At 37.0% G+C, this 20,972-nt stretch carries 20 protein-coding genes; 8 read left to right on the top strand and 12 right to left on the bottom strand.

Annotation, left to right across the window (positions count from 1 at the left end):
* Positions 1-19: 19 nt before the first annotated feature.
* The gene (locus CLU97_RS14305) at positions 20-1,060 is read right to left on the bottom strand and encodes an endonuclease/exonuclease/phosphatase family protein (RefSeq protein ID WP_228437719.1); all 1,041 of its coding nucleotides are present in this window, start codon (positions 1,058-1,060) and stop codon (positions 20-22) included.
* A 152-nt stretch (positions 1,061-1,212) separates the two neighbouring features.
* On the opposite strand from CLU97_RS14305, the gene CLU97_RS14300 reads away from it, so the two are divergent.
* Both CLU97_RS14300 and CLU97_RS14295 read left to right on the top strand, forming a co-directional pair.
* Entirely contained in the window at positions 1,213-1,653 is a 441-nt protein-coding gene (locus CLU97_RS14300) for a nuclear transport factor 2 family protein (protein ID WP_121488530.1), read from the top strand.
* A gap of 34 nt (positions 1,654-1,687) precedes the next feature.
* Positions 1,688-2,065 carry a VOC family protein gene (locus CLU97_RS14295; RefSeq protein WP_121488529.1) on the top strand — a complete coding sequence of 126 codons (378 nt, stop codon included), beginning with the start codon at positions 1,688-1,690 and terminating at the stop codon, positions 2,063-2,065.
* Positions 2,066-2,072: 7 nt separating this feature from the next.
* On the opposite strand, the gene CLU97_RS14290 is transcribed toward CLU97_RS14295, so the two are convergent.
* Positions 2,073-2,456: a DUF1634 domain-containing protein gene (locus CLU97_RS14290; RefSeq protein WP_121488528.1), complete on the bottom strand. Its 384-nt coding sequence runs from the start codon at positions 2,454-2,456 to the stop codon at positions 2,073-2,075.
* A complete protein-coding gene (locus tag CLU97_RS14285; protein WP_105703291.1) occupies positions 2,456-3,286 on the bottom strand; it encodes a sulfite exporter TauE/SafE family protein in 831 nt (276 codons plus the stop codon). Before CLU97_RS14285 ends, CLU97_RS14290 begins: the two co-directional genes overlap by 1 nt.
* A gap of 85 nt (positions 3,287-3,371) precedes the next feature.
* Here CLU97_RS14285 and CLU97_RS14280 point away from each other — a divergent pair, with 85 nt between their 5' ends.
* Positions 3,372-3,935 (top strand): DUF1543 domain-containing protein, encoded by a 564-nt coding sequence (locus tag CLU97_RS14280; RefSeq protein ID WP_228437717.1) that lies wholly within the window; start codon positions 3,372-3,374, stop codon positions 3,933-3,935.
* Positions 3,936-3,959: 24 nt separating this feature from the next.
* The gene (locus CLU97_RS14275) at positions 3,960-5,072 is read left to right on the top strand and encodes a 5-(carboxyamino)imidazole ribonucleotide synthase (RefSeq protein ID WP_121488527.1); all 1,113 of its coding nucleotides are present in this window, start codon (positions 3,960-3,962) and stop codon (positions 5,070-5,072) included.
* Positions 5,073-5,194: 122 nt separating this feature from the next.
* Here CLU97_RS14275 and CLU97_RS14270 read toward each other — a convergent pair whose 3' ends face one another.
* Entirely contained in the window at positions 5,195-7,318 is a 2,124-nt protein-coding gene (locus CLU97_RS14270) for a cation:proton antiporter (RefSeq protein WP_105703293.1), read from the bottom strand.
* 6 nt (positions 7,319-7,324) lie between these two features.
* Complete coding sequence (locus CLU97_RS14265; RefSeq protein ID WP_121488526.1) at positions 7,325-7,891, bottom strand: hypothetical protein; 567 nt, start codon at positions 7,889-7,891, stop codon at positions 7,325-7,327.
* A gap of 155 nt (positions 7,892-8,046) precedes the next feature.
* Between CLU97_RS14265 and CLU97_RS14260 the strand changes: the two genes are divergently transcribed.
* Entirely contained in the window at positions 8,047-8,976 is a 930-nt protein-coding gene (locus CLU97_RS14260) for an alpha/beta hydrolase (RefSeq protein ID WP_121488525.1), read from the top strand.
* A 253-nt stretch (positions 8,977-9,229) separates the two neighbouring features.
* Here CLU97_RS14260 and CLU97_RS14255 read toward each other — a convergent pair whose 3' ends face one another.
* Positions 9,230-10,135, bottom strand: a complete 906-nt coding sequence (locus CLU97_RS14255; protein WP_121488524.1) for a DMT family transporter — start codon at positions 10,133-10,135, stop codon at positions 9,230-9,232.
* A gap of 287 nt (positions 10,136-10,422) precedes the next feature.
* Here CLU97_RS14255 and purE point away from each other — a divergent pair, with 287 nt between their 5' ends.
* A complete protein-coding gene (gene purE, locus CLU97_RS14250; protein ID WP_121488523.1) occupies positions 10,423-10,926 on the top strand; it encodes a 5-(carboxyamino)imidazole ribonucleotide mutase in 504 nt (167 codons plus the stop codon).
* A 53-nt stretch (positions 10,927-10,979) separates the two neighbouring features.
* Here purE and CLU97_RS14245 read toward each other — a convergent pair whose 3' ends face one another.
* The 4 genes from CLU97_RS14245 to ahcY form a co-directional block, all read right to left on the bottom strand.
* The gene (locus tag CLU97_RS14245) at positions 10,980-12,533 is read right to left on the bottom strand and encodes a BspA family leucine-rich repeat surface protein (protein WP_121488522.1); all 1,554 of its coding nucleotides are present in this window, start codon (positions 12,531-12,533) and stop codon (positions 10,980-10,982) included.
* Positions 12,534-12,714: 181 nt separating this feature from the next.
* Positions 12,715-13,107, bottom strand: coding sequence for an inner membrane protein YiaA (gene yiaA / locus CLU97_RS14240; RefSeq protein WP_121488521.1), 393 nt, complete (start codon positions 13,105-13,107; stop codon positions 12,715-12,717).
* A 290-nt stretch (positions 13,108-13,397) separates the two neighbouring features.
* Entirely contained in the window at positions 13,398-14,207 is an 810-nt protein-coding gene (locus tag CLU97_RS14235) for a hypothetical protein (protein WP_121488520.1), read from the bottom strand.
* Positions 14,208-14,310: 103 nt separating this feature from the next.
* Positions 14,311-15,624: an adenosylhomocysteinase gene (gene ahcY, locus CLU97_RS14230; protein ID WP_121488519.1), complete on the bottom strand. Its 1,314-nt coding sequence runs from the start codon at positions 15,622-15,624 to the stop codon at positions 14,311-14,313.
* 167 nt (positions 15,625-15,791) lie between these two features.
* Here ahcY and CLU97_RS14225 point away from each other — a divergent pair, with 167 nt between their 5' ends.
* Positions 15,792-16,310: a HugZ family protein gene (locus CLU97_RS14225; protein ID WP_121488518.1), complete on the top strand. Its 519-nt coding sequence runs from the start codon at positions 15,792-15,794 to the stop codon at positions 16,308-16,310.
* 196 nt (positions 16,311-16,506) lie between these two features.
* Complete coding sequence (locus CLU97_RS14220; RefSeq protein WP_121488517.1) at positions 16,507-17,121, top strand: 4'-phosphopantetheinyl transferase family protein; 615 nt, start codon at positions 16,507-16,509, stop codon at positions 17,119-17,121.
* On the opposite strand, the gene CLU97_RS14215 is transcribed toward CLU97_RS14220, so the two are convergent.
* Complete coding sequence (locus tag CLU97_RS14215) at positions 17,102-19,366, bottom strand: FUSC family protein (RefSeq protein ID WP_121488516.1); 2,265 nt, start codon at positions 19,364-19,366, stop codon at positions 17,102-17,104. The genes CLU97_RS14220 and CLU97_RS14215 overlap by 20 nt on opposite strands.
* Before the next feature lie 394 nt (positions 19,367-19,760).
* Positions 19,761-20,924 carry a type IX secretion system outer membrane channel protein PorV gene (gene porV / locus CLU97_RS14210; protein ID WP_121488515.1) on the bottom strand — a complete coding sequence of 388 codons (1,164 nt, stop codon included), beginning with the start codon at positions 20,922-20,924 and terminating at the stop codon, positions 19,761-19,763.
* Positions 20,925-20,972 lie beyond the last annotated feature (48 nt).

The following is a 20,972-nucleotide window of genomic DNA, read 5'->3' as shown; positions in this document are numbered from 1 at the left end:
TGGGCTTTAGCCCACTTTTTTAATCCTCAGTAACAACAGTTTCCCGTTCGCCATCTTCTTTCTTTCCTTCCTCTATCATGATTTCAGCCTCTGCTTTTTCTTCAGCAGTTGCTGTTTCTATAAGCTCTTCCTGTTCATCATTGTGATGATCTATGAAAAACTCACAATATACCGGGAGGTGGTCTGAACCAAAATTTTCCAATGTCTTCAACTGTTTAATAAAAATATCTTCACTGTGAAACATCAGATCGATAGGAAACCTTAAAAGACGGTATTTCGCATGAAAGGTGGAAACAAAAGAATGTCCGATTCTCGGATCTATCAGATGGCTTGTTTTTCTGAAAAGCACAGATGATCTTGACCATGCAACATTATTGAAATCTCCCACTACAATAACAGGTTTTTTGATGTCTTTTACACATTTGGCTGTGCTTAGAAGATCACCATCCCTTTCCTTTGATGTTTCTTCTTCTGTAGGACTTGGCGGCGGCGGGTGAACTCCAAAGAAAACAAAAGAAAAACCATCAGCTGTTTTCATATGTACCTCAATACTTGGAATATCATCAGCTACGAAATAATGAGTCTTTGCTTCTTTGATTTCAATTCTGGAATAGAAATGCATGCCGTAGGTGTTTTCAAGAGTTACCTTATGCTGATAACCATATTCTTTTTCTAAAGGTCTCATTGCTTTTTCCCAGTCGCCATTGCTTTCCATAGTCATGAAAAAATCAGGATTATACTTTTTAACAAGTCCAATGAATTTTTCGTGTTCTTTATTGAACTGATAGACGTTAGCTGAAATAAAATGCAGTTTATCAGAAGATTTATGACGTTGTCTGTGCTTCTTTACGGGGTATAAGCGGGTGTACTTGATAAGAGTATGACTATGATGAACAAACAAGACCAGCAGAACACTCTGGTAGTACCATAAATATTCTTTAGAATCAGTAAAAAAACCTAACAAGAAGGTGAAAAAGATAAGATAAGTAACCTGTATTTTAGCAAATTCCGGAACCCGGAATATCCAGTGTGAATGCTGTATTTTTGGTAGTATTGTCATGACCAGAAGAAGTATGGCCAAAGTCAGGTAAATAATCCACATATAAAAAGCTCTGAAATAATTTTGACCACAATTTAAGGAAAATGAATTTTAAAATTTGTTAATCAATTTAAATTTTATTTTATCTATTTTTAATTATCTAAATCTATACTATGAATAAAATAATTGTATTTCTTGTTCTGATCAGTATTTCAGCTTTCGGTCAGCAGAATAAAGATATTGAAAAACCTATCCGTAACCTGTTCCTTGGCATGAAAAATGCAGATTCTGAGCTGGTAAAATCAGCCTTTACCGAAAATGCTGTTCTTCAGACCATCACTAAAGACGGTACTGTAAAAAGCGACAGTATACAGGAATTCGTAGCTTCGGTTTCAAAATTTCCAAAAGGGGATTTGGATGAAAGGATTATAGTAGAAGCCGTTCATACAGATGGAAACCTTGCAAGCGTGTTTACCCCTTATTCTTTTTATTTGAAGGGGAAGCTATCCCATTGTGGGGCAAATAGTTTTCAACTGGTAAAGCAAAATAACGAATGGAAAATCCAATATATTATTGATACAAGAAGAAAAGATAATTGTAAAGAAATACAATAACAAAGTCAAATTTAAAAGTAGTTTAAAATAAAAAATGAAAATCCATCATATTGCAATCATCTGTTCAGATTATGCTGTTTCAAAGAAATTTTATACAGAAATTCTAAATCTGAATATCATTCGTGAAGTATACCGCGAAGAAAGACAATCTTACAAGCTTGATCTGGCAATCGGGGAGCATTATATAATAGAACTGTTCTCTTTCCCAGATCCTCCACAGCGTCCGTCACGTCCCGAAGCATGTGGTTTAAGACATTTAGCTTTCTCGGTAGAGAACGTTAAAGAAAAACGAAATGAACTGGTAGGAAAGGGGCTTATCTGTGAAGAAATCCGGATAGACGAATTCACTGGAAAAGAATTTTTCTTTACCCAGGATCCCGATCACCTGCCGTTAGAGTTTTATGAAATGTAAAAATAAATTAGTGGGCATAGCCTGCAAAGAAACTCACTGCCATAATTGCTAAAACAATAGAAGAAATGACTACATACACGTAGTCTTTTTCTTTTAAATAGCCTATTAAAGCAAAAACAATCCTCATCAAGGGCGTGAAGATTAGCAAAAGGATACCCATCTGAATAATAGCTGTCCCTTCTCCTTTGCACAGAGAAGTCCAGAAATGTCCCCAAACCTTTTCAGAAGAAGTACCTACCACAAGGCTGGTATATTTTTCCGGCATTTTAAAACCTTCAAAAAATAGCTTCACAAAACCGATCAGAGATGTTGCTACAGAAAGAATAACACCCAGTCTCAGAAGATTTCCTACGGAACGGTTCAGATCTACATCTGTAAAATTCTTTTTCATTATCTGAAGCTTTTGTTGATACCGTTATACATCATATAAATGGAAAGAATGGTAATCACAATGGCAAAAAATACTTTTAATTTTTTGGTCTTTGATACCATCAGCGTTTTTGAACCGATAAAACTTCCGATTACTACTCCTATTAATACCGGAGCTACAATGACCGGAATAATTTCTCCTCTCTGGAAATAGATCAGGGCACTGGCAACAGCCGTTACTCCAATCATAAAGTTACTGGTAGTTGTAGATACTTTGAAAGGCAGTTTCATCATATTGTCCATTGCCAATACCTTCAATGCTCCGGAACCAATCCCTAAAAGACCAGACATGGCTCCTGCAAACATCATCATCAAAAATCCCGGAACTGTATTTCTTGCTGAATAGCTTTTTAAAATCCCTTTATCCGGGAAAGTTCCGTACAATTTCAGTTTCTCTTCCAGACTTCCTTTCACCAAAGGCTCCTGATGATCCGGTTTTCCTTTAAGATTTAAAATAACCGTTAAAAGAAGAATACTGGCGAAAATAATTCCGATCGTATTGGGGTTAAGCATGCCAGACACTAAGGCTCCTACAATAGCTCCTGCCGTGGTGGCTATTTCGAGAAACATCCCGATTCTCATATTGGTAAAACCTTCTTTTACGAAAGCTACAGCCGCACCGGAAGAGGTCCCGATCACAGAAATAAGTGAAGCACCGATAGCATAATGCATTGGAACGCCAAAACCTAGCGTTAATAAAGGAATGATGATAACTCCCCCTCCTAAACCCGTCAATGAACCTAAAAGACCAGCGGAAATTGCGCCAAGGAAGAGTATGATGATTTCTGACATACTACAAATAATACTACAAATATAAAATTATTGTAGTAGTCTGCCAAACATTTGAAAAAGATAAATTTAACGTATTTTTGCATGCATGAAAAATGAATTGAAATTATTTTATGTCATCCTGGGGGCAACTCCCAAAGGAAGAAATATTGAACAGCACGATGTTTTTTTCGGAATTGCGGAGAATCTGAAAGATCTGATTCCGGATATGAAAGAGTTTTGGAAAGAAGCAGAAGGAAAAATTCACTTAGATTGTCATCAGGAAGTGAGATTTGCAGACGGATATAAGGTGGAGATTGTAGAAAAAGGAGAAAAATCTCCAGAAAACCAATTGTTTTTCCTCAATTTAGGAGGTTACAAGCCTGGTTTCTTCGAAGAATTTCATGAGCAGCATCTGATGGTAGGAGAGTCTATGGGAGAGATTGTAAAAAGAGCAAAGGCTACCGAATTTTACCAAACTATGGGCTTTGAAGGTGCTGTAAGCCATATTGATGATAAGCATGGAGTAGATATTGATGATATTTTCAATGTAAGTGATATTCTTCCAACTTATATGAAAGAAAAATATTCTATCATTCTTCATAAATCTGATGAAAAAAATCAGGAGAACCCAATGGGACTTGGTTATTTAAAAATTGATAAAATTCAATAAGAATAAATCTAATAAAAATAAAAAATGAAAATAGGAATTCTGGGAGGCGGACAGCTGGGAAGAATGCTGATACAAAGTGCACTGAAGTATGATGATGAGTTTTATACTCTGGATCCGGCTTCTGATGCACCGTGTCATAATATCTCGTATTTTACACAGGGAAATTTTAATGACTACGAAACGGTTTTGAACTTCGGAAAAGACAAAGATGTAGTAACCATTGAAATAGAACACGTAAATGCTGATGCACTGGCAGAGCTTGAAAAACAGGGAATAAAAGTGGTCCCTAATGCCAATATCATCAAAACAATCCAGCAAAAAATCCTTCAGAAAGAATTTTATAAAGCTCACGATATTCCAAGTCCTGAATTTCAGGTGGTATGGAACAGTGATGAAAAGATCATTATGCCATTACCATTTGTTCAGAAAATGAATACCGGAGGATATGACGGAAAAGGAGTGCAGGTAATCAAAACGGAAGAAGACTATCAACACTTATGGACAGAACCCTCTGTTATTGAAAGTATGGTAGATATTGAAAAAGAACTTTCCGTTATTGTAGCAAGAAACGAAAAAGGCGAAACCAATATTTTCCCGGTAACGGAAATGGTGGCTGATCCAAAGCTGAATCTTTTAGATTTCAATGTATGTCCGGTTCTTCTGACGGAAGATGTTCAGAACCAGATTGATTCTATCACGGAAAAATTCTTAGCTGCAGTAAACTCACCGGGATTATTTGCCATTGAATTGTTCCTTGATAAAGAAGGAAAAATATGGGTAAATGAAACAGCTCCAAGACTTCACAATTCAGGACACCAGAGCCAGGAAGGAAACACCAATTCGCAGTTTGAGCAGATGTACCGTGTGGTAAAAAACTTACCTTTAGCAGATACCGATGCTATTACTTACAGCGGAATGCTGAATCTGGTAGGAGCAGAAGGATATACCGGTAAAGTAGTCTATGAAGGAATGGAAGACGTTCTTCAGCTTACAAAAACTTACATCCACTTATACGGAAAAACAGAAACCAAACCTGGAAGGAAAATGGGACATATCAATGTCCTTGCAGACTCCAGAGAAGAGCTTATGGAAAAACTTGTACAGGTGAAAGGAATGATAAGAGTGATTGCTGAGTAATATTCGATTTAAAATAAAAAGGAGCTGTTTAATATTAAAACAGCTCCTTTTTTATGTCGTCCTGCAAACCAAAAGGAATTATTTGTATAACCACTATCATCCCTCTTCAAGCTCCCAGCCTTTTACTTAAAAATCTTCTGTATCACATTTCCAATCTCCACAAAATCTCCGTGATTTCCTACAGAACGTATTTCCGGACTGTTTTTATCGTATTCTGAGAAAGGGAAAATGAGAAGATAGTTGTTGTCGTTCAGGTTTCTGTTCAGAAGCTCAGGAATCAGTCTCATTCTTGGAATATAAGATTTCATACCGCGTTTTGCCATCAGAATAATCAAGGCTTCATCATCTTTCAGCTGGGCAGCGGTTCTTTCGCCGTCCTGCCAGGTGTTCATAATAATGAATTCGGCTTCTATATTGGCTTTTTTAATGATTTTCTGAAGAATGTCAAGAATGTTTTCCGGAGCATAAAAAACAACTGTAGCACCGGAATTTCTGGCAATATTCCAGACTCTCAGCAATGCATGGAAGAATCCGGCTTCCTGATGGGCATTTTCGGGAATCATCACTGCATATTTTTTAATCGTGGAAAGAGGTTGAGCTGCGTGATAAACCAGTACATTCACATCATCATTCTGAAGATAGCCGTTGTAAAGATTATAGACAAAAGAAGGGGAGAATCCTTTTTCACCTTCCAATCCTATGATAAGGTCTGTAATTTTCTGTTCTTTAATCACATTATTTACCCCGTTGATGACATCATTGTCATATCTTTTTAAGGACTGTAATTTAACATCCGCCGCCGCCGCCGCATCTGTTGCCTGATGAAGAAGTTTCTCAGCATTCTTCACCGAAGATTCATTTTTATCTTCATTGATGACATTCAGGGCAAAAAGATCTTCCGTATTGGAATGGGCTTTAATCAGAATTCCCAAATTCACCATTCTCTCCACAGTGGCCTCATGGTTGATGGCCAGTAGAATATTTTCTTCCTCATGGGTATTTCCTGAAACGGTATCTTCATTGTCACTTTCAGCAATTTTCTGAGCACTTGCCATAGAAATGAAAGAGGAGATGGTACACGAAATAAGGATCAGTAAAATACTTCCGTTCAGAACATGTTCATTCAATAATCTTACCGGTTCTCCGGTTTCAGTTTCAGAAAGAATGATGTTATATCCTACCATTACTGAAGCCAGTGTTGCCGCTGCTGAAGCAGAGCTTAATCCAAAAATCAGTTTTCCTTCTTCTTTGGTCAGCCTGAAGGTTTTTTGAGTAGCCACCGCAGAAAGATATTTCCCCCCGATAGACGCTACCAACATAATTCCGGCGACTTCTAAGGTTTCCCAGCTTTTGAAAAATACTTTAAAATCAATTAGCATTCCCACACTGATCAGGAAAAAGGGAATAAATATGGCATTTCCTACAAACTCAACTCTGTTCATTAAAGAAGAGGTGTGAGGAATAAGTCTGTTTAAAGCCAATCCGGCAAAGAATGCCCCGATAATTGCTTCTACACCTGCCAGTTCAGCCAGCATAGCCGCCAGATAAATCATAACCAGTACAAAAATATACTGTGATATTTTATCATCCACTCTTTTGAAAAACCAACGGCCTATAATAGGGAATACAATGAGTACAATCAAAGCAAAAACCACAAAAGAGACCGATAATTTAACCCAAAATTCTGTCCCAACGTCTCCCTGAGACATCCCCACAATCACGGCAAGTACCAATAACGCAAGTATATCTGTGATCATGGTACCTCCAACGGTGATATTAACAGCTTTGTTTTTTGCGATTCCCAACTTACTCACCAACGGATAGGCAATAAGGGTGTGGGATGAAAAAAGACTGGCAAACAGAATGGAAGTCAGCATTGAGAAATGGAGAAGATAATATCCTCCCAGATATCCCAGTACAAAAGGGACGGTAAAGGTATAAATACCAAAGGTGAGACTTTTCCATTTGTTCTTTTTAAAATCTCCCATATCAATCTCCAGTCCGGCCAGAAACATGATGTAAAGTAGTCCGGTGGTTCCCGTCACAACAATACTGCTGTCTCTGGATAAAACATTGAATCCGTTAGGACCAATAATGGCTCCGGCGATGATAAGTCCCAAAAGGTGTGGAACTTTAATTTTATTAAGAAGCAATGGTGCTGCAAGGATGATGACCAGTACCAACAGGAACTTCAGTACCGGATCTTCTATAGGAAGACTCAGGTTGTGTATACTCAGTAAAATCATAAGTGTTTATTTTGTGGAACGTACTAATTCAACAGAGAACTTGGCGGTACAGCCATCAGAAGTGATGGTTCTTGTTCCTTTGATCTTGTTGTCCGAAATATCATTAAGAAGAACGCTCATTTCTACATTCTTTTTGGCAGTAGAATCGGTTTTGAAAGAGAGTCTGATTTCATTATTTTCAAACTTGCCCGTATACAGCCGTACCAGATTATTGTTGTTGATAATTTTGGTAATGGGCTGGGTAGAATCGTTGTCGAATTCCCAGACATCAGTACGTTGGTCGCCTACCGCATATTCACTGCAGTTGGATTCTGTACAGATTACTTTACCATTCCATGGACCAGAAATTTCTGTTGGCCACGCAGCGGCAATTATCACAGAATCTTTTTTGGCAAAAATACTGTCCCTCATTTTCAGAAGCGACTGATATTCGGATTCTTTCTTCGCGAATACCTTCTCTTTCTCCAGTAATTGTTTTTCCCTGTCTGTCAGGTTCTTTTCTTTCTCTTTGTAATCACAGCTTACAAGAAGGAAAGAAGCGGTCAGAAATAAAAAAAATGTGTTTTTCAGCATATTGTATCGGTTGGAGTATACAATATAAGGAAAATGAAGCAAATACAAAACCCTACAGAAGCGAATCTGATTTTGATTATATTTAATAAGTTAAAAAACAGCCGGATAGATTAGGTAAGATTATTGATATTATTTTTATAGTAAAATTGAACGGAATGAAAACTATTTTTTTCTCTTTTTTATTTTTTGGAAGCTTGATTTCAGCTCAAAACAGTCTTTCCTTTCAAGCTCAATTACCTTCCATTAATCTTTGGACGAAAATTCCAGATGGTCCCGGACCTGGAGGTGAAAACATTGTTTCTGCCAAAGGTTCAGTCACCCATGTCAGTATACCCAAACTTATTATTCATCAGCCGGAAAATCCCAACGGAATTGCTGTTTTAGTCATTAGCGGCGGAGGGTATGCTCATATTGAATCCGGGTCAGAAGGATATCCTGCCAGCGAATGGCTGAAATCTTTGGGAATTACAGCTTTTGAACTTCAATACAGACTGCCGGAAGAAGGCTGGGCAACAAGATCAGTTCCTTTTCAGGATGCTCAGCGTGCTCTACGGATTATCAGGAAGGCTGCCGGAAAATACAAAATAGATCCTAATAAAATAGGGGTACTCGGATTTTCTGCTGGCGGACATCTTGCGGGATATATTTCATCAACTTTTAATACAGCTTATTATAAACCTCAGGATGATATTGATTTGATTTCTGCCCAACCTAATTTTACAGCAATGATCTATCCGGTAGTGTCTATGCTGCCTCCCAATAATACGACTCATTCATTTAAATCTTTATTAGGAAAGGATTCTGATGAGAAGGATCAGGCTAAGTTATCTGTTGAAAAGCAGGTGAATGCCCAGACTCCGGTTACTTTTCTGGCTCAGTCTGAAGACGACCCTATTTCTCCTGTAGAAAATAGTATTCTGATGTATCAGGCATTGAAAGATCATAAAATTCCTGCCGAGCTGCATTTGTTTCAATCAGGTGGTCATGGTTGGGGAATGGGTAAAAAAGGAACTAATACCGGAGAGTGGACAGATCTGTTTTTAAAATGGTTAAAAGTGAATGGAATTTATAATAGCGATCAGTAATTTTTTTAAAAATTATTAATGTTTTTTTTGCCCACAGATATCACAGATGAGCACAGATTTTATAGTTTAAAGGATAATCATACTATTTAAATTTATCAAAAAAATTAATACATATAACCATTAAGGAGGGGTTAAGAAATAAAGTATAGTTAAGATAAATCATTCTGATTTTTAAGCTTAAGGCGAAGCTTATCTTAATACTCTCAACACCTTAATACAATCTTAATGTTTCAAAAAATAAAATTAAAGGTCATTATTCAACCTTTTGTCTTTTGAACATCTCCGGTTTGTAATTGATAATAAAAACCCCACAAATAATCATTACAGCAGCAAGGATGAATTTAGATGTCACTTTCTCATCCATTATTAGCCAGCCTAGAAATATGGCAATAATGGTATTGATGTACGCAAGGATAGAAACCTGAACCGGAGAAATTTTCGTTAGGGCATAATGGAAAGCGAAAAAAGCAGCTACAGAGCCAAATACAGCCAGATATATCATCGCTGAAATACTTTTAACAGTCCAGTTTCCGAAGTTATAATTTTCCGAGAACAGGAATGCAAGAATAACCTGAACAACCCCTGCAAAAAGGAACTGATAGAACAGATTCAAAGTGATATTTCCGCTCTGGATATTTAATTTCTTGGTGAAAATAGTTCCGGAAGCCCAGCCTGAGATGGCGCAGAACAGGAAAATCATACCCATTCTATAGTCTGGGTTGGCAAGATCTTTAAGTCCGTCCCAGAAAATAAAAAGAATTCCGCCGAAACAAAGCAAAACACCGGTGAGTGCCCGCAAACTAAATTTTTGCAGCCCTATAGCCACACTTCCCAGAAACACAAGAATAGGGGAGCATGCACTGATGAGTGAAGCCAGACTGCTGGAAACTGTTTCTTCAGCTACAGTCGTCATACCATTAGCCACTACCAACATTAGGGAAGCAAAAATGACCTGGTATCCTAAACTTTTCCAGCCAATCCATTTGAATTCATTTCTCGATAGAAGAACAGCAAGCATAATAACAGAAGCCAGAAACTGCCGGATTCCGGCTACAAACCATGCAGGAATAGTTTCTACAGCAACACGAATGGCCAAAAAAGTAGTTCCCCAGACCATGGCAACAGTGAGAACAGCAAAAATAAGTTTATAATCTTTCAACGTAAATAAGTAGTGTAACAAACAAATGTAGAAGTTTTAAAATAATTCTGATGGGTACAGTTGTTCTAATTTTTGATGATACAGATTGAGGGAGGAAAGGGTGGTGGCTGTATAGTTACAGGTTGTATAGTTACAGGTTGTATAGTTGCTAGTTACAGGTTGTATAGTTGCTAGTTATATGGTTGATTTAGATATTTAATGTATTTAAAAGAACTTCCAGCTTCCTTTCTCTAACTTCCAGCTTTGCATTTTATTTTTTATCTTTGAACATCTAATAAAAATTGAAGATGGTAGGAATTATTATGGGCAGTCAGAGTGATCTGCCGATCATGGAACAGGCTGCAAATTTTCTTAAAAGCCTTGATATCCCTTACGAATTAACTGTAGTTTCAGCGCATAGAACACCGGAAAGAATGTTCGATTATGCAAAAACAGCTCAGGAAAGAGGATTGAAGGTAATTGTAGCAGGAGCAGGTGGAGCAGCCCATCTTCCGGGAATGGTGGCAAGCTGTACAACGCTTCCGGTAATTGGAGTTCCTATTTTGTCCAGTAATTCTATAGATGGATGGGATTCTGTTTTATCTATTCTTCAGATGCCTGGTGGAATTCCTGTGGCTACCGTAGCTTTGAACGGAGCCTTGAATGCAGGGATTTTAGCCGCAAAAATTTTAGGAAGCGGGAATGAAGAAATAGCTGCAAAACTTCAGAAATATCAGGATTCCTTAAAGGATAAAGTGTTGGGAACTGTAGATGACATCAAAGCGCATCACCCTAATCATTTCGATCAATAGTTTAATTTAACACTCAAAATAAAAGCCTCACTTTTCAGCGAGGCTTCTTTGTTTTATTTCTTAATGAATTTTGAAGATAAGATAGTATCTTTCAAAATCAGTTGTAAAATGTAATTTCCTTTGGGTAAAGAGCTTACGTTAATCACATCGTTATTAGGATTTCCTTCCTTTACAAGTCTTCCCGCTGCATCATAAATTTTATAACTTTTAATATCATTTAATCCTTCAATGTGAATATTATCCACAGCTGGATTTGGGTAGAGCGAAAGTTTTTTATTCAGCTTTAAATCTGATGAAGACAACAAGCAGTTTCCTACTGTATCCCCATTGATGAACCAGCCTTTATTGATCAGAATATCTCTTTTATCTGATGCGTTTGAAGCATATTTTAATCCTGTTACAGAACCTAATGAAATGTTGTTGGCTGTATTGGGGTTGTCTGCCCATCCCTGAAGTGTTTTGCTATAATTTTCGCAATTAAGACCTGATAAAGTTATTGCACCATTACCATCAACAACAGAAGCTAAGTTCCAATTTCCTAAAGGTTGATTAAAACTTGAAGCACCATTAAGGATTTGATCTATTTTCTTTGCTTTAGTCATATCCCAGTTTAAAGGTTGGTTAAAGGCAGAACAGCCATGAAAAATATGAGCCATATTTATAACCTTAGACGTATTCCAGTTGAGCTGCTGATTGAAAACAGGGATCATATGAAACATAAAGTGCATGTCTTCAAGGTTCGAAGTATCCCAGTTGTCCAGACGCTGATTAAAGCTTGCGCACTGGCCAAACATCCAGCTCATATCTGTTACCTTTGAAACATCCCAGCTGTTGAGAGTCTGGTTAAAATGAGTTCTGTTTCCAAACATATAGCTGAGGTTCGTAGCTGATGACATATTCCAGGTATCGAAATAAGGTGGATTAAACTGATCCGTCAGTGTAGCTGGTGTAACATCAAATAAAAGCGAAAACATAAAACTGAAATTCCTGATTTTCGAAGTATCCCAGTTTTGCATAGAGCTGGCACCCGTAAAGGTGGTTGTACCGTAGAACATGAAAGAAGCATCCTCCACATTATTAAGTTTCGGAGTATCTGTTGCCGTAAGCCCCATCAATCTGCATAGGCTGAAGGCACTGTTCATTGAAGCCCATGAAATATTGCCCCATTGCTCTATTTCTAATAATTTATCTGCACTTCCGTTGACCTGCCAGATAGGAATAATCTGTTCAGGCGCTGCGAATAGCTGAGGATTTCCAAATTTTATCTGTCTGAAAGCACCGCTTCCGTTAGTAACTTTTACTCTGTATCTGGCATCAGTTCCATCTGAAAGGGATGTTCCAAAATCTATGAGAACCTGCTTCGTGGAAGTAACATTGGTAAGGGAGCCATTGTGCTGTGGATAGCCTATTTCTTCCCAATATATGTCATAATTATCACCAATTCCGGGAAACCATATTTGCTGAGGGGTAGCCTGATACGGAGCATCTATGGTTAATGTGGGAATTACAGTAGATGCGGGCTTCCAGATAGTGATAAACTCATCCTGAGCATTCACAATGATTACTGTCAGAAAAAAAATAAGAATTTGGACCTTTTTTAAAATCATGATTATAGTGTGTGGTATTAGTTTTTAAGTTAAAATAGGAGTTTATTTATATTTTTAATTAAATCTCTATTTTATTATATAAATATAATCAAATTTTAAAATATAATTAATATTATTCGTTGTTGTTTTGAGTATTGTTTATTTTGATCAAAAAAAACTCTCCGTTTTGGAGAGTTTAGTATTATTCCTGAATCATATTGTCCCGGGTATTTTTCTGAACAGCAATGGCTCCAAAGAGAGCGAGTAAAAATGCAAAAGCATAAAAACCTTTTTCACTTGGAAGAATAGTTGCATTCCAAAGTCCGATAGCCAGTAATACAATAGATGATAATGTAGCAAACCAGCAGATCCCGTAATAAATATCTGTTACCTGAATGTTCTCTAACCTGTCTCGTACTGCTTTCTGTAGAGAAACAACGGCAAATAAACCGTAAAGAAGAATAGTGAAATAATATCCTTTTTCATTCAGCAGCATTTCTGCTCTTGCAAGACCCACGATGAAACCGATCATTCCAGCTCCCAATGCTACCCATGATGCAGCTATGAATGCATTCGATACTTTTTGTTTTTTCATAGATTAATGTTTTATTTAAGGGAGCTAAGATATTCATTTTTTGTAAATACAGCCCCAGTACAGGGAAAATATGGGAAAAATACTGAATAAGTGTATGGATGAGAATTAAGTTTTGGCTGATGCCATTTGATTTTGTTGTATTGTAAAACGAGCTTTGTTCGACTATGCTCAGGATAATACCCATTCCTATTGAATAATTACAATATGAACCTCTAAAACATTATAACTCACATCCCGCACCCCGTATCTCACTTCCCATAAAAAACTCCCCAAAACAGGAGAGCTTATTTTTATTGGGTAATATATTCGTAATTATATTGAACAGAGAGACTTCCATCAGCTTCTTTTCCTACAACCTGAACCGGTAATCCGGAACTGTTGTATTGTATAGTGTAGCTTACAGTCTGGCTTTGCTGCCATACGCCGTTATTTTTAAAGCTTATCTTTTCTACGAGATAATTATTTTTACTTAATGTATATGCTCTTCCCATCATAATTTTCAGATACTTATTGATGTTGGTATAAGGATTGAGTTTATCATCATAAGAAAAATCACTTTTATTGCTGTAAGTTATAGCTCCTCCAAATGTTGACGTTTCAGATGAAATATTATTACCATTATAGGTATAAGTATCAATACCTGGGCTTGAACAGTCTGGAGTCTGGCAAAGAGTAGAAGAAATCACCTGCCCGTTTGTATTATAGTTAAAGGTAACCGTTCTGTTGTAATTTGAGTTAGTGTAGATTGCTTTAACATTGGCTAACTGATCTCCGTTATAAGTATAGGAAGAATAATAATCTAATGTACCGTCCGGCTTATAGTAAATGGTTTTTACAGGTTTTCCGGCATTATCATATTCGAAAGTTGAGGTTCTGCCTTCTGAAATCGTTTTGATTAATTGTCTCTGAGCATTATAACTTAAACTGGAAACAGTCGTTTGAGGATTAGCCGGGTCATCGTAATAAACCGTTGTGACTTTACTCAGTAAGAGCTGAGGTTGTTCAGAAGGATTATTAGTTCCCTCATTATCATCATTGCTGCTGCAGCTGTTGAAGAATACTACACTGCTCATCAGTCCTACTAATAAGAATTGTTTCATGTTATTATTTTAGCTGGCAAAAATAAGAAATTGCTTTATAGCGCTGCATAAAAAATCCCACTATCTTAGAAATAGTAGGATTTTATCATATTTTATTTACCTCTTAGTATCTGTAGTATTCAGGCTTGAATGGCCCTTTTACATCTACTCCGATATATTCTGCCTGCTCATGAGAAAGCGTTTCAAGCTCTACGCTTAATTTCTTAAGGTGTAAAGCAGCTACTTTCTCATCTAAGTGCTTAGGAAGCATATATACTTCGTTTTTGTAAGCAGCAGAGTTGTTCCATAACTCGATCTGAGCCAAAGTCTGGTTAGAGAAAGAATTAGACATTACAAAACTTGGGTGACCTGTAGCACATCCAAGGTTTACCAATCTTCCTTCTGCAAGGATGATGACTTCTTTCCCTTCAATAGTATAGATATCAACCTGAGGCTTCACTTCAGATTTAGTCTGGCCATAGTTTTTATTTAACCAAGCCATATCGATTTCATTATCGAAGTGACCAATGTTACAAACGATAGCTTTATCTTTCATTTTAAGGAAATGCTCACCTCTAACGATATTGAAGTTACCTGTTGTAGTAATGATGATATCAGCATTATCTACCACAGTATCTAATCTTTTTACTTCATAACCGTCCATAGCAGCCTGAAGTGCACAGATTGGGTCAATTTCCGTAACCGTAACGATAGAACCAGCTCCTCTGAATGAAGCAGCAGTCCCTTTACCTACGTCTCCGTATCCGCAAACTACCACTCTTTTTCCGGCTAACATTACGTCTGTAGCTCTTCTTACTGCATCTACAGCAGATTCTTTACATCCGTATTTGTTATCGAACTTAGACTTAGTTACTGAATCATTTACGTTGATTGCCGGCATTACTAAAGTTCCGTTCTTCATTCTTTCGTACAGTCTGTGTACTCCTGTAGTAGTTTCTTCAGAAAGCCCTTTGATATCTTTTGTGAATTCAGGGTATTTGTCAAAAACCATGTTTGTCAAATCTCCACCATCATCCAAAATCATGTTTAGTGGCTTTCTGTCTTCACCAAAAAATAAAGTCTGCTCAATACACCAGTCAAATTCCTCTTCATTTAAACCTTTCCAAGCATAAACCGGAATTCCCGCAGCAGCAATAGCCGCAGCAGCGTGGTCTTGTGTAGAGAAAATATTACAAGATGACCAGGTAACTTCAGCTCCTAAAGCTACCAATGTCTCGATAAGCACAGCCGTTTGGATCGTCATGTGAAGACATCCGGCGATTCTTGCTCCTTTCAGTGGCTGAGACGGTCCGTACTCTTCACGGATAGACATCAAACCTGGCATTTCTGCCTCTGCAAGAGTAATTTCTTTTCTACCCCATTCTGCAAGGGAGATATCCTTAACTTTATAAGGAACGTATTGTGTTGTAGTACTCATATGTAATGAATAGTTTTTAAATTCAATTGATAACGAAACGCAAAATTACGATTAATAATTAAGATATAAAAACGGCAGATCAAGTTCGGTTTTATGAGATTAAACATGAATTGATGTTATTTAGTCTTAATATAAATAATTAATTTTAACTCGTAAAAAAATATATTATGAATCATACTTATACAGAAAAGACTGCTAAACCCATTGCTCCTAAAGTACAGGAATTGATTAACGCTTCAAAAAGTGTAATTCTGGCTACTGTGGATGCAGATGGATTTCCTAATCCAAGCTATGCACCTTTCGTGCAGGTAGACCATACGTTTTATATTCTGGTGTCTTTTATGGCAAAACATACTAAAAACCTTGCAGACGGAAGAAAAACATCCATCATGTTCATTGAAGATGAATCAGCAACCAAACAGATCTATGCCCGTGAACGTTTAACGTTAGAAGCTGCACCTTCTCAAATCGAAAGAGATTCTGAGACATGGAATAATGTTGTTGCACAGCTTAAAGAAGTTCACGGAAAAGTTGTGGATGTAATTTCCGGGATGGGAGACTTTATTTTAATTGCATTGCAGCCTGTAAAAGGATCTTATGTGAACGGATTCGGGAGCGCTTATTTTGTAGATGCCAATCTGGAAATTGTAGAGCACAGAAACGATGTGAACCATCAGTCTAAATAGATAGGCTGGGAGCTGGAAGAAGGATGCTGGAAGTTTGTAAAGATTAAGAAAACAAAAATTAGTTTTTTAGGAACAATTTTTTTACATTAATCTGTAATTTATTCTTATAACGAATCGTAACTTCCATCCTCCAGCTCCCATCTTCCTGCTTTTTGGAAATGGTTTCTTTTTAGTACTTTTGTCCAATAAAAAAAGAATGCCCCTCTACAGAGATTTTTCAGATGATAATGCCACAATTCTGGTTTGGAAGTACGATGAAAGTGAAGAACTTGATATCAACCAACTTCTGGAACCAGAAAATGCTGAAAAGGTAAAAGATTATCATCCTAAAAAATTATTGGAAGTCCTGATGGTTCGTAAGCTCCTGAAGGGATTGAAGCCGGATTCTAAAATTTTATACAAAGAAAGAGAACCTTTTCTTTCTCCCAATGATGCGGAAATTTCTATTACGCATTCTTTTCCCTTTGCTGCTATTGCCATTTCTAAAAATAAAATAGGGATTGACGTAGAAAAGTTCAATCCTAAGATTTTAAGGGTAATTGACAAATTTACTTATGAAAATGAGCGTGGATTTATTCCTGAAGACAGAGCAGATACTTTCTATACAATTATATGGAGCGTAAAGGAAAGTATGTACAAAATTCATCACTCTAAATACTGGTCTTTAAAGAAGAATTATGAAGTAAAGCCTTTTGAGCTTAAGCACCTTCATAAAATAAGCTGTCGTGTATATGACGATGAATTCTCTGATGAATTCAAAGCCAGAGTGGAATTTTTCGATGATTACTGCTTTACGATTGTGGAGGAGTAGGATCTGTTTCGTTTTTGTATTTTTCGATCACTTTTCGTTGTTCTTTAGCTACATCATAGATAAGTTCCAGAATATCATGGATGTTTTTAAGCTCCGTTAAGTGGGATATTTTATCAGGATCTCTCCTGTCTACGATGTCGTTTTCCTCAATTTCGGTTTTTCTTTTCAGAAGCATATCTTCAATGGAAGAATCTTCCGGCTCAAGACGGCTTTCCATTTTCAAGGTTTCATTGATGCCATTTCCGTTGAGAAGGGTAGAGGTCTGCTGCATTTCTGCCTCAATTTTTCTGCTCCAGCTTTCAGCATCTATCTCAGGATACTGCTCATTACTTTTTGAATATTGAGATAAAGATGCGGTATATGCCGTAATAAGATGTGAGGTTGCCACAAACTGGTGTACAACTTCCAGTTTTTTCTGTTGGTTTTTAGGATCAGAAATCATTCTCTGGAAATTATCCGAAAGGTTGGCTAAAGAAATGATTGCATTTTTTCGTTTTACTTTATAATCTTCAAGGTCAAAATTTCCCTGAAGAAATTTAGAAATTACACTCTGAAAGTAGATGAGGTTGTCTGCAGCAGACTTTTTCATCAGATCCAGATTTTGAGTGTGTTCCCAAACAGGCAGTACAATATAAGATACGGCAAAAGCAATAATTCCTGCAATAGCGGTGTCAAAGATTCTGTCTTTAAAAATGATATTGACTTTCCCTGGATTTAAAAAATTAAAACTCAGGAAAACATAGATCGTCATAAATAATACTGCCCAGAAATACCGTCCTTTCAGAAAACTGAAACACATAATCATACTGACCAGCAAAATAGCGAATAAAATCCCGTTAATGTGTATAAAATACAGAATACCATAAGCAATACTTGCCCCTGCAATAGTTCCGTAGAGACGAAGAAGGTTTCTCTGTTTTGTGATAGAGTAGGCAGGTTTTAAAATGGCTGTAATGGTAATTAATATCCAATACGTGTGTCCCAGTCCCAGAAAATCAAACATAGAAAAAACGTACCCCAAAAGCAAAGCGGTTGTAATTCTTATGGCATGGCGAAAATGAGAGGAGGTTAATGAAATATTATTTCTCAGAACCTTGGCATTCAGTTTAGGTTCATTCGGCATAAACTTTCTAAGGTCTAATCCTGTGGATAAACTCTTCGCCAGTTTTATATTTTGGGAAAATACTTTATAGATTTCGTTGATTTCTTTGGTAATTTCATAGATACGCATCAGAATCTGACGTAAAATCATGAAATTTTCCAGGTTATCAGAAGAAAGCTGTTTATTTCTGAGCTCGAAATAATTGTAATTTAAGTTCTTTAATTCCACATCCAGATTGGCCATAGGTTTTGCTCTGGTTCCGCTTTGAAGGGCAATTCCGATATTGGTGATCTCTTCCGCCAAAAGGTTCAGATAATCATGAATATTCACCAGGATCATGCTGTCTTCAAAGCTTTGCTGCAATTTTTGATAATCACTTTCGGAGGTCATCAGCTTTTCATGAAGGTCCATGGAATTCAAAAACATCAGCATCAATAAGCGGCTGGTTGTTGTAGATTCATTAACGATGGTTCTTGTCTTAAAAACCGTTTCTCTGGTATCTTCCTGAAGGTTTTTTATTTCAATCTGTTTCGCAATAACCTGAGTGGTCAGCTTATTAAAGTCCGGATTTTTTTGATAATAACTGGCTTTGATCTTTAGAAATTCAGCCAACTGAAGATAATTTTCTCCAATCATCTGACTTGCCAGTTTATAAGGACGAATGGTGGTTACAATAAGAAATATCAGCAGAAACCATATACAGCCACAAGCAAAAATCAGTAAACTTTTAAATATATTGCTTCCCGTAAGGTGACCGTCAATAAAGATGGCGAGCACAACAAGCGATAATGAGCCTACTGCTGCTAATCTCTGACCATAAACACCAATGAGGGAGAAAAACATTCCAAAGACAATAATCTCTGCCAGAACCAATACTTTGAAATTCATGACAAGGCTTGCAATGAGCGCTACAAAAACAAAACAGCAGATGGCAAAAGTAAGGGCATTTCTTCTTCTGATAAAAGGACCAGGCTGATCTGTAAGGGCTACAAAGCTGGTTCCCAATGGAAAAAGGAAATATTCTTTCAGAATTCCAAAGTGGGCGAGGGCTAAACAAGGCAGAACAGTAGCTAATGTAATTCTGATGGCAGAATATACATACTGACTGGTTACAAATTTTTTTAGTTCCGCCGAATAGTTCATATTACAAAAATAGCTATTGAATTTAAGAAAATCGACATAAAAAAGAGACTTTTGTAAACTTAATATTATATTTTTTAGTCCCCTAAATATATTATCAAGCAAATCAAATTGACAATCGCAGCGAATTGACCATTGACGCTTCAAAAGTCAATAGTGAATTTTTGCTTCACAAAGTGAAAAGTGAATTCTATGAGGTTTCAAAATTGAAAATCGTAGCGGATTGACGATTGATCATTGACAATTCAAAAGTCAATAGTGAATTTTTGCTTCACAAAGTGAAAAGTGAATTCTACGAGGTTTCAAAAATTGACGAGCGCAGCGGATTGACGATTGACGATTCACAAAAAAAAGCCTCATACAATGATGAGGCTTTTTTATATAACTGTTGCTTTTATTAACGATCGTTGTTGGATGTTTCTTCTCCAATGTTCCAGGTAAGACCGAAACGAAGAGTGTTATCCAATGCGCTGTTGATTTTAGACATATTGATCAGGTAAGAAAGATCCAGTCCGAAAGAACGGTATTTTAATCCTACACCGGCAGTTGCAAACTGTCTTGCACCCTGCTCTTCACTTTCATGGAAGTAACCTCCTCTTACAGAAAAAGCATTATCATATGAATATTCTAAAGCACCACTGTACATGATACTGTTTTTGTTTTTGAAAGATTTCCCGATACCAGCCATAGGTCCTACATTAGGAATCTGATAAATAGGCTGTCTTGTATTGGGGTCTATTCCTGCATATTCAGATCCCGGAACCAAAAGTTTTGAACCTTCTACAGAAATTCCTACTCTGTTCATATCATCCAGGTACATGTCATATCCAACCCCTAATCTTGCCATAGTCGGAAGATAAGATCTTGATTCTTCATTTCCTGTATAATCCAGTTTCGGACCTAGGTTCTGAATAGCCAAACCTGCGTTAATTTTACCGTCATATCCACCAATACTGGAGAATCTTGGAGAGGTATAGTATCCTGAAACGTCTACTGCGAAGCTGTTTGCAGCTTTAAGTGTAGTATCTGTGTTGAATCCTCCGGCTAAGTCTGAACGGATGAATCTACCGGTAACAGCACCAGAGAATGAATCAGATAGCTTCAATGCGTAAGCAACGTCAATAGAGAATTCGTTTGGTTTTGATGTACCCATTGATGCAATTTCTGTACCTACCAGCTGAGTCAGGTCTACCTGTCCCATATTGAAATAATAGATACTTGCAGAGATTGTAGATCTTTCTTCCTGCCCCAAAAACTTATGAAACGAAGCATATAATAAGAATACATCATTGGTAAGTTTTCCCATGTAAGGCGTATAGTTAAGACCTACGGAAGAACTTGTCCTGCTGAAAGGATATTTAGCCGCATTCCAGAACTGTGAAAATGCATCCGGAGAGGTTACCACCCCTTGGTCTCCCATACCTCCCGATCTTGCATCAGGTGCAATTCTTAGGAAAGGAGCTCCGGTAAGAACTGGGTTTACTTTACCTAAATCTTGCGAATAGCCTAAAAAACCAGCACTCAAACCAAATCCTAAAAGCAGTTTAGTAGTTAAATTCATATGTTGTCTTTTATATATTATCAGTTTTTTATTAATATTATTGTCTAT

The sequence above is a fragment of the Chryseobacterium sp. 7 genome (assembly GCF_003663845.1).
Classification (GTDB): domain Bacteria; phylum Bacteroidota; class Bacteroidia; order Flavobacteriales; family Weeksellaceae; genus Chryseobacterium.
The sequence above is the reverse complement of the archived record's forward strand: the minus strand, read 5'-3'. Positions and strand labels throughout refer to the sequence as shown.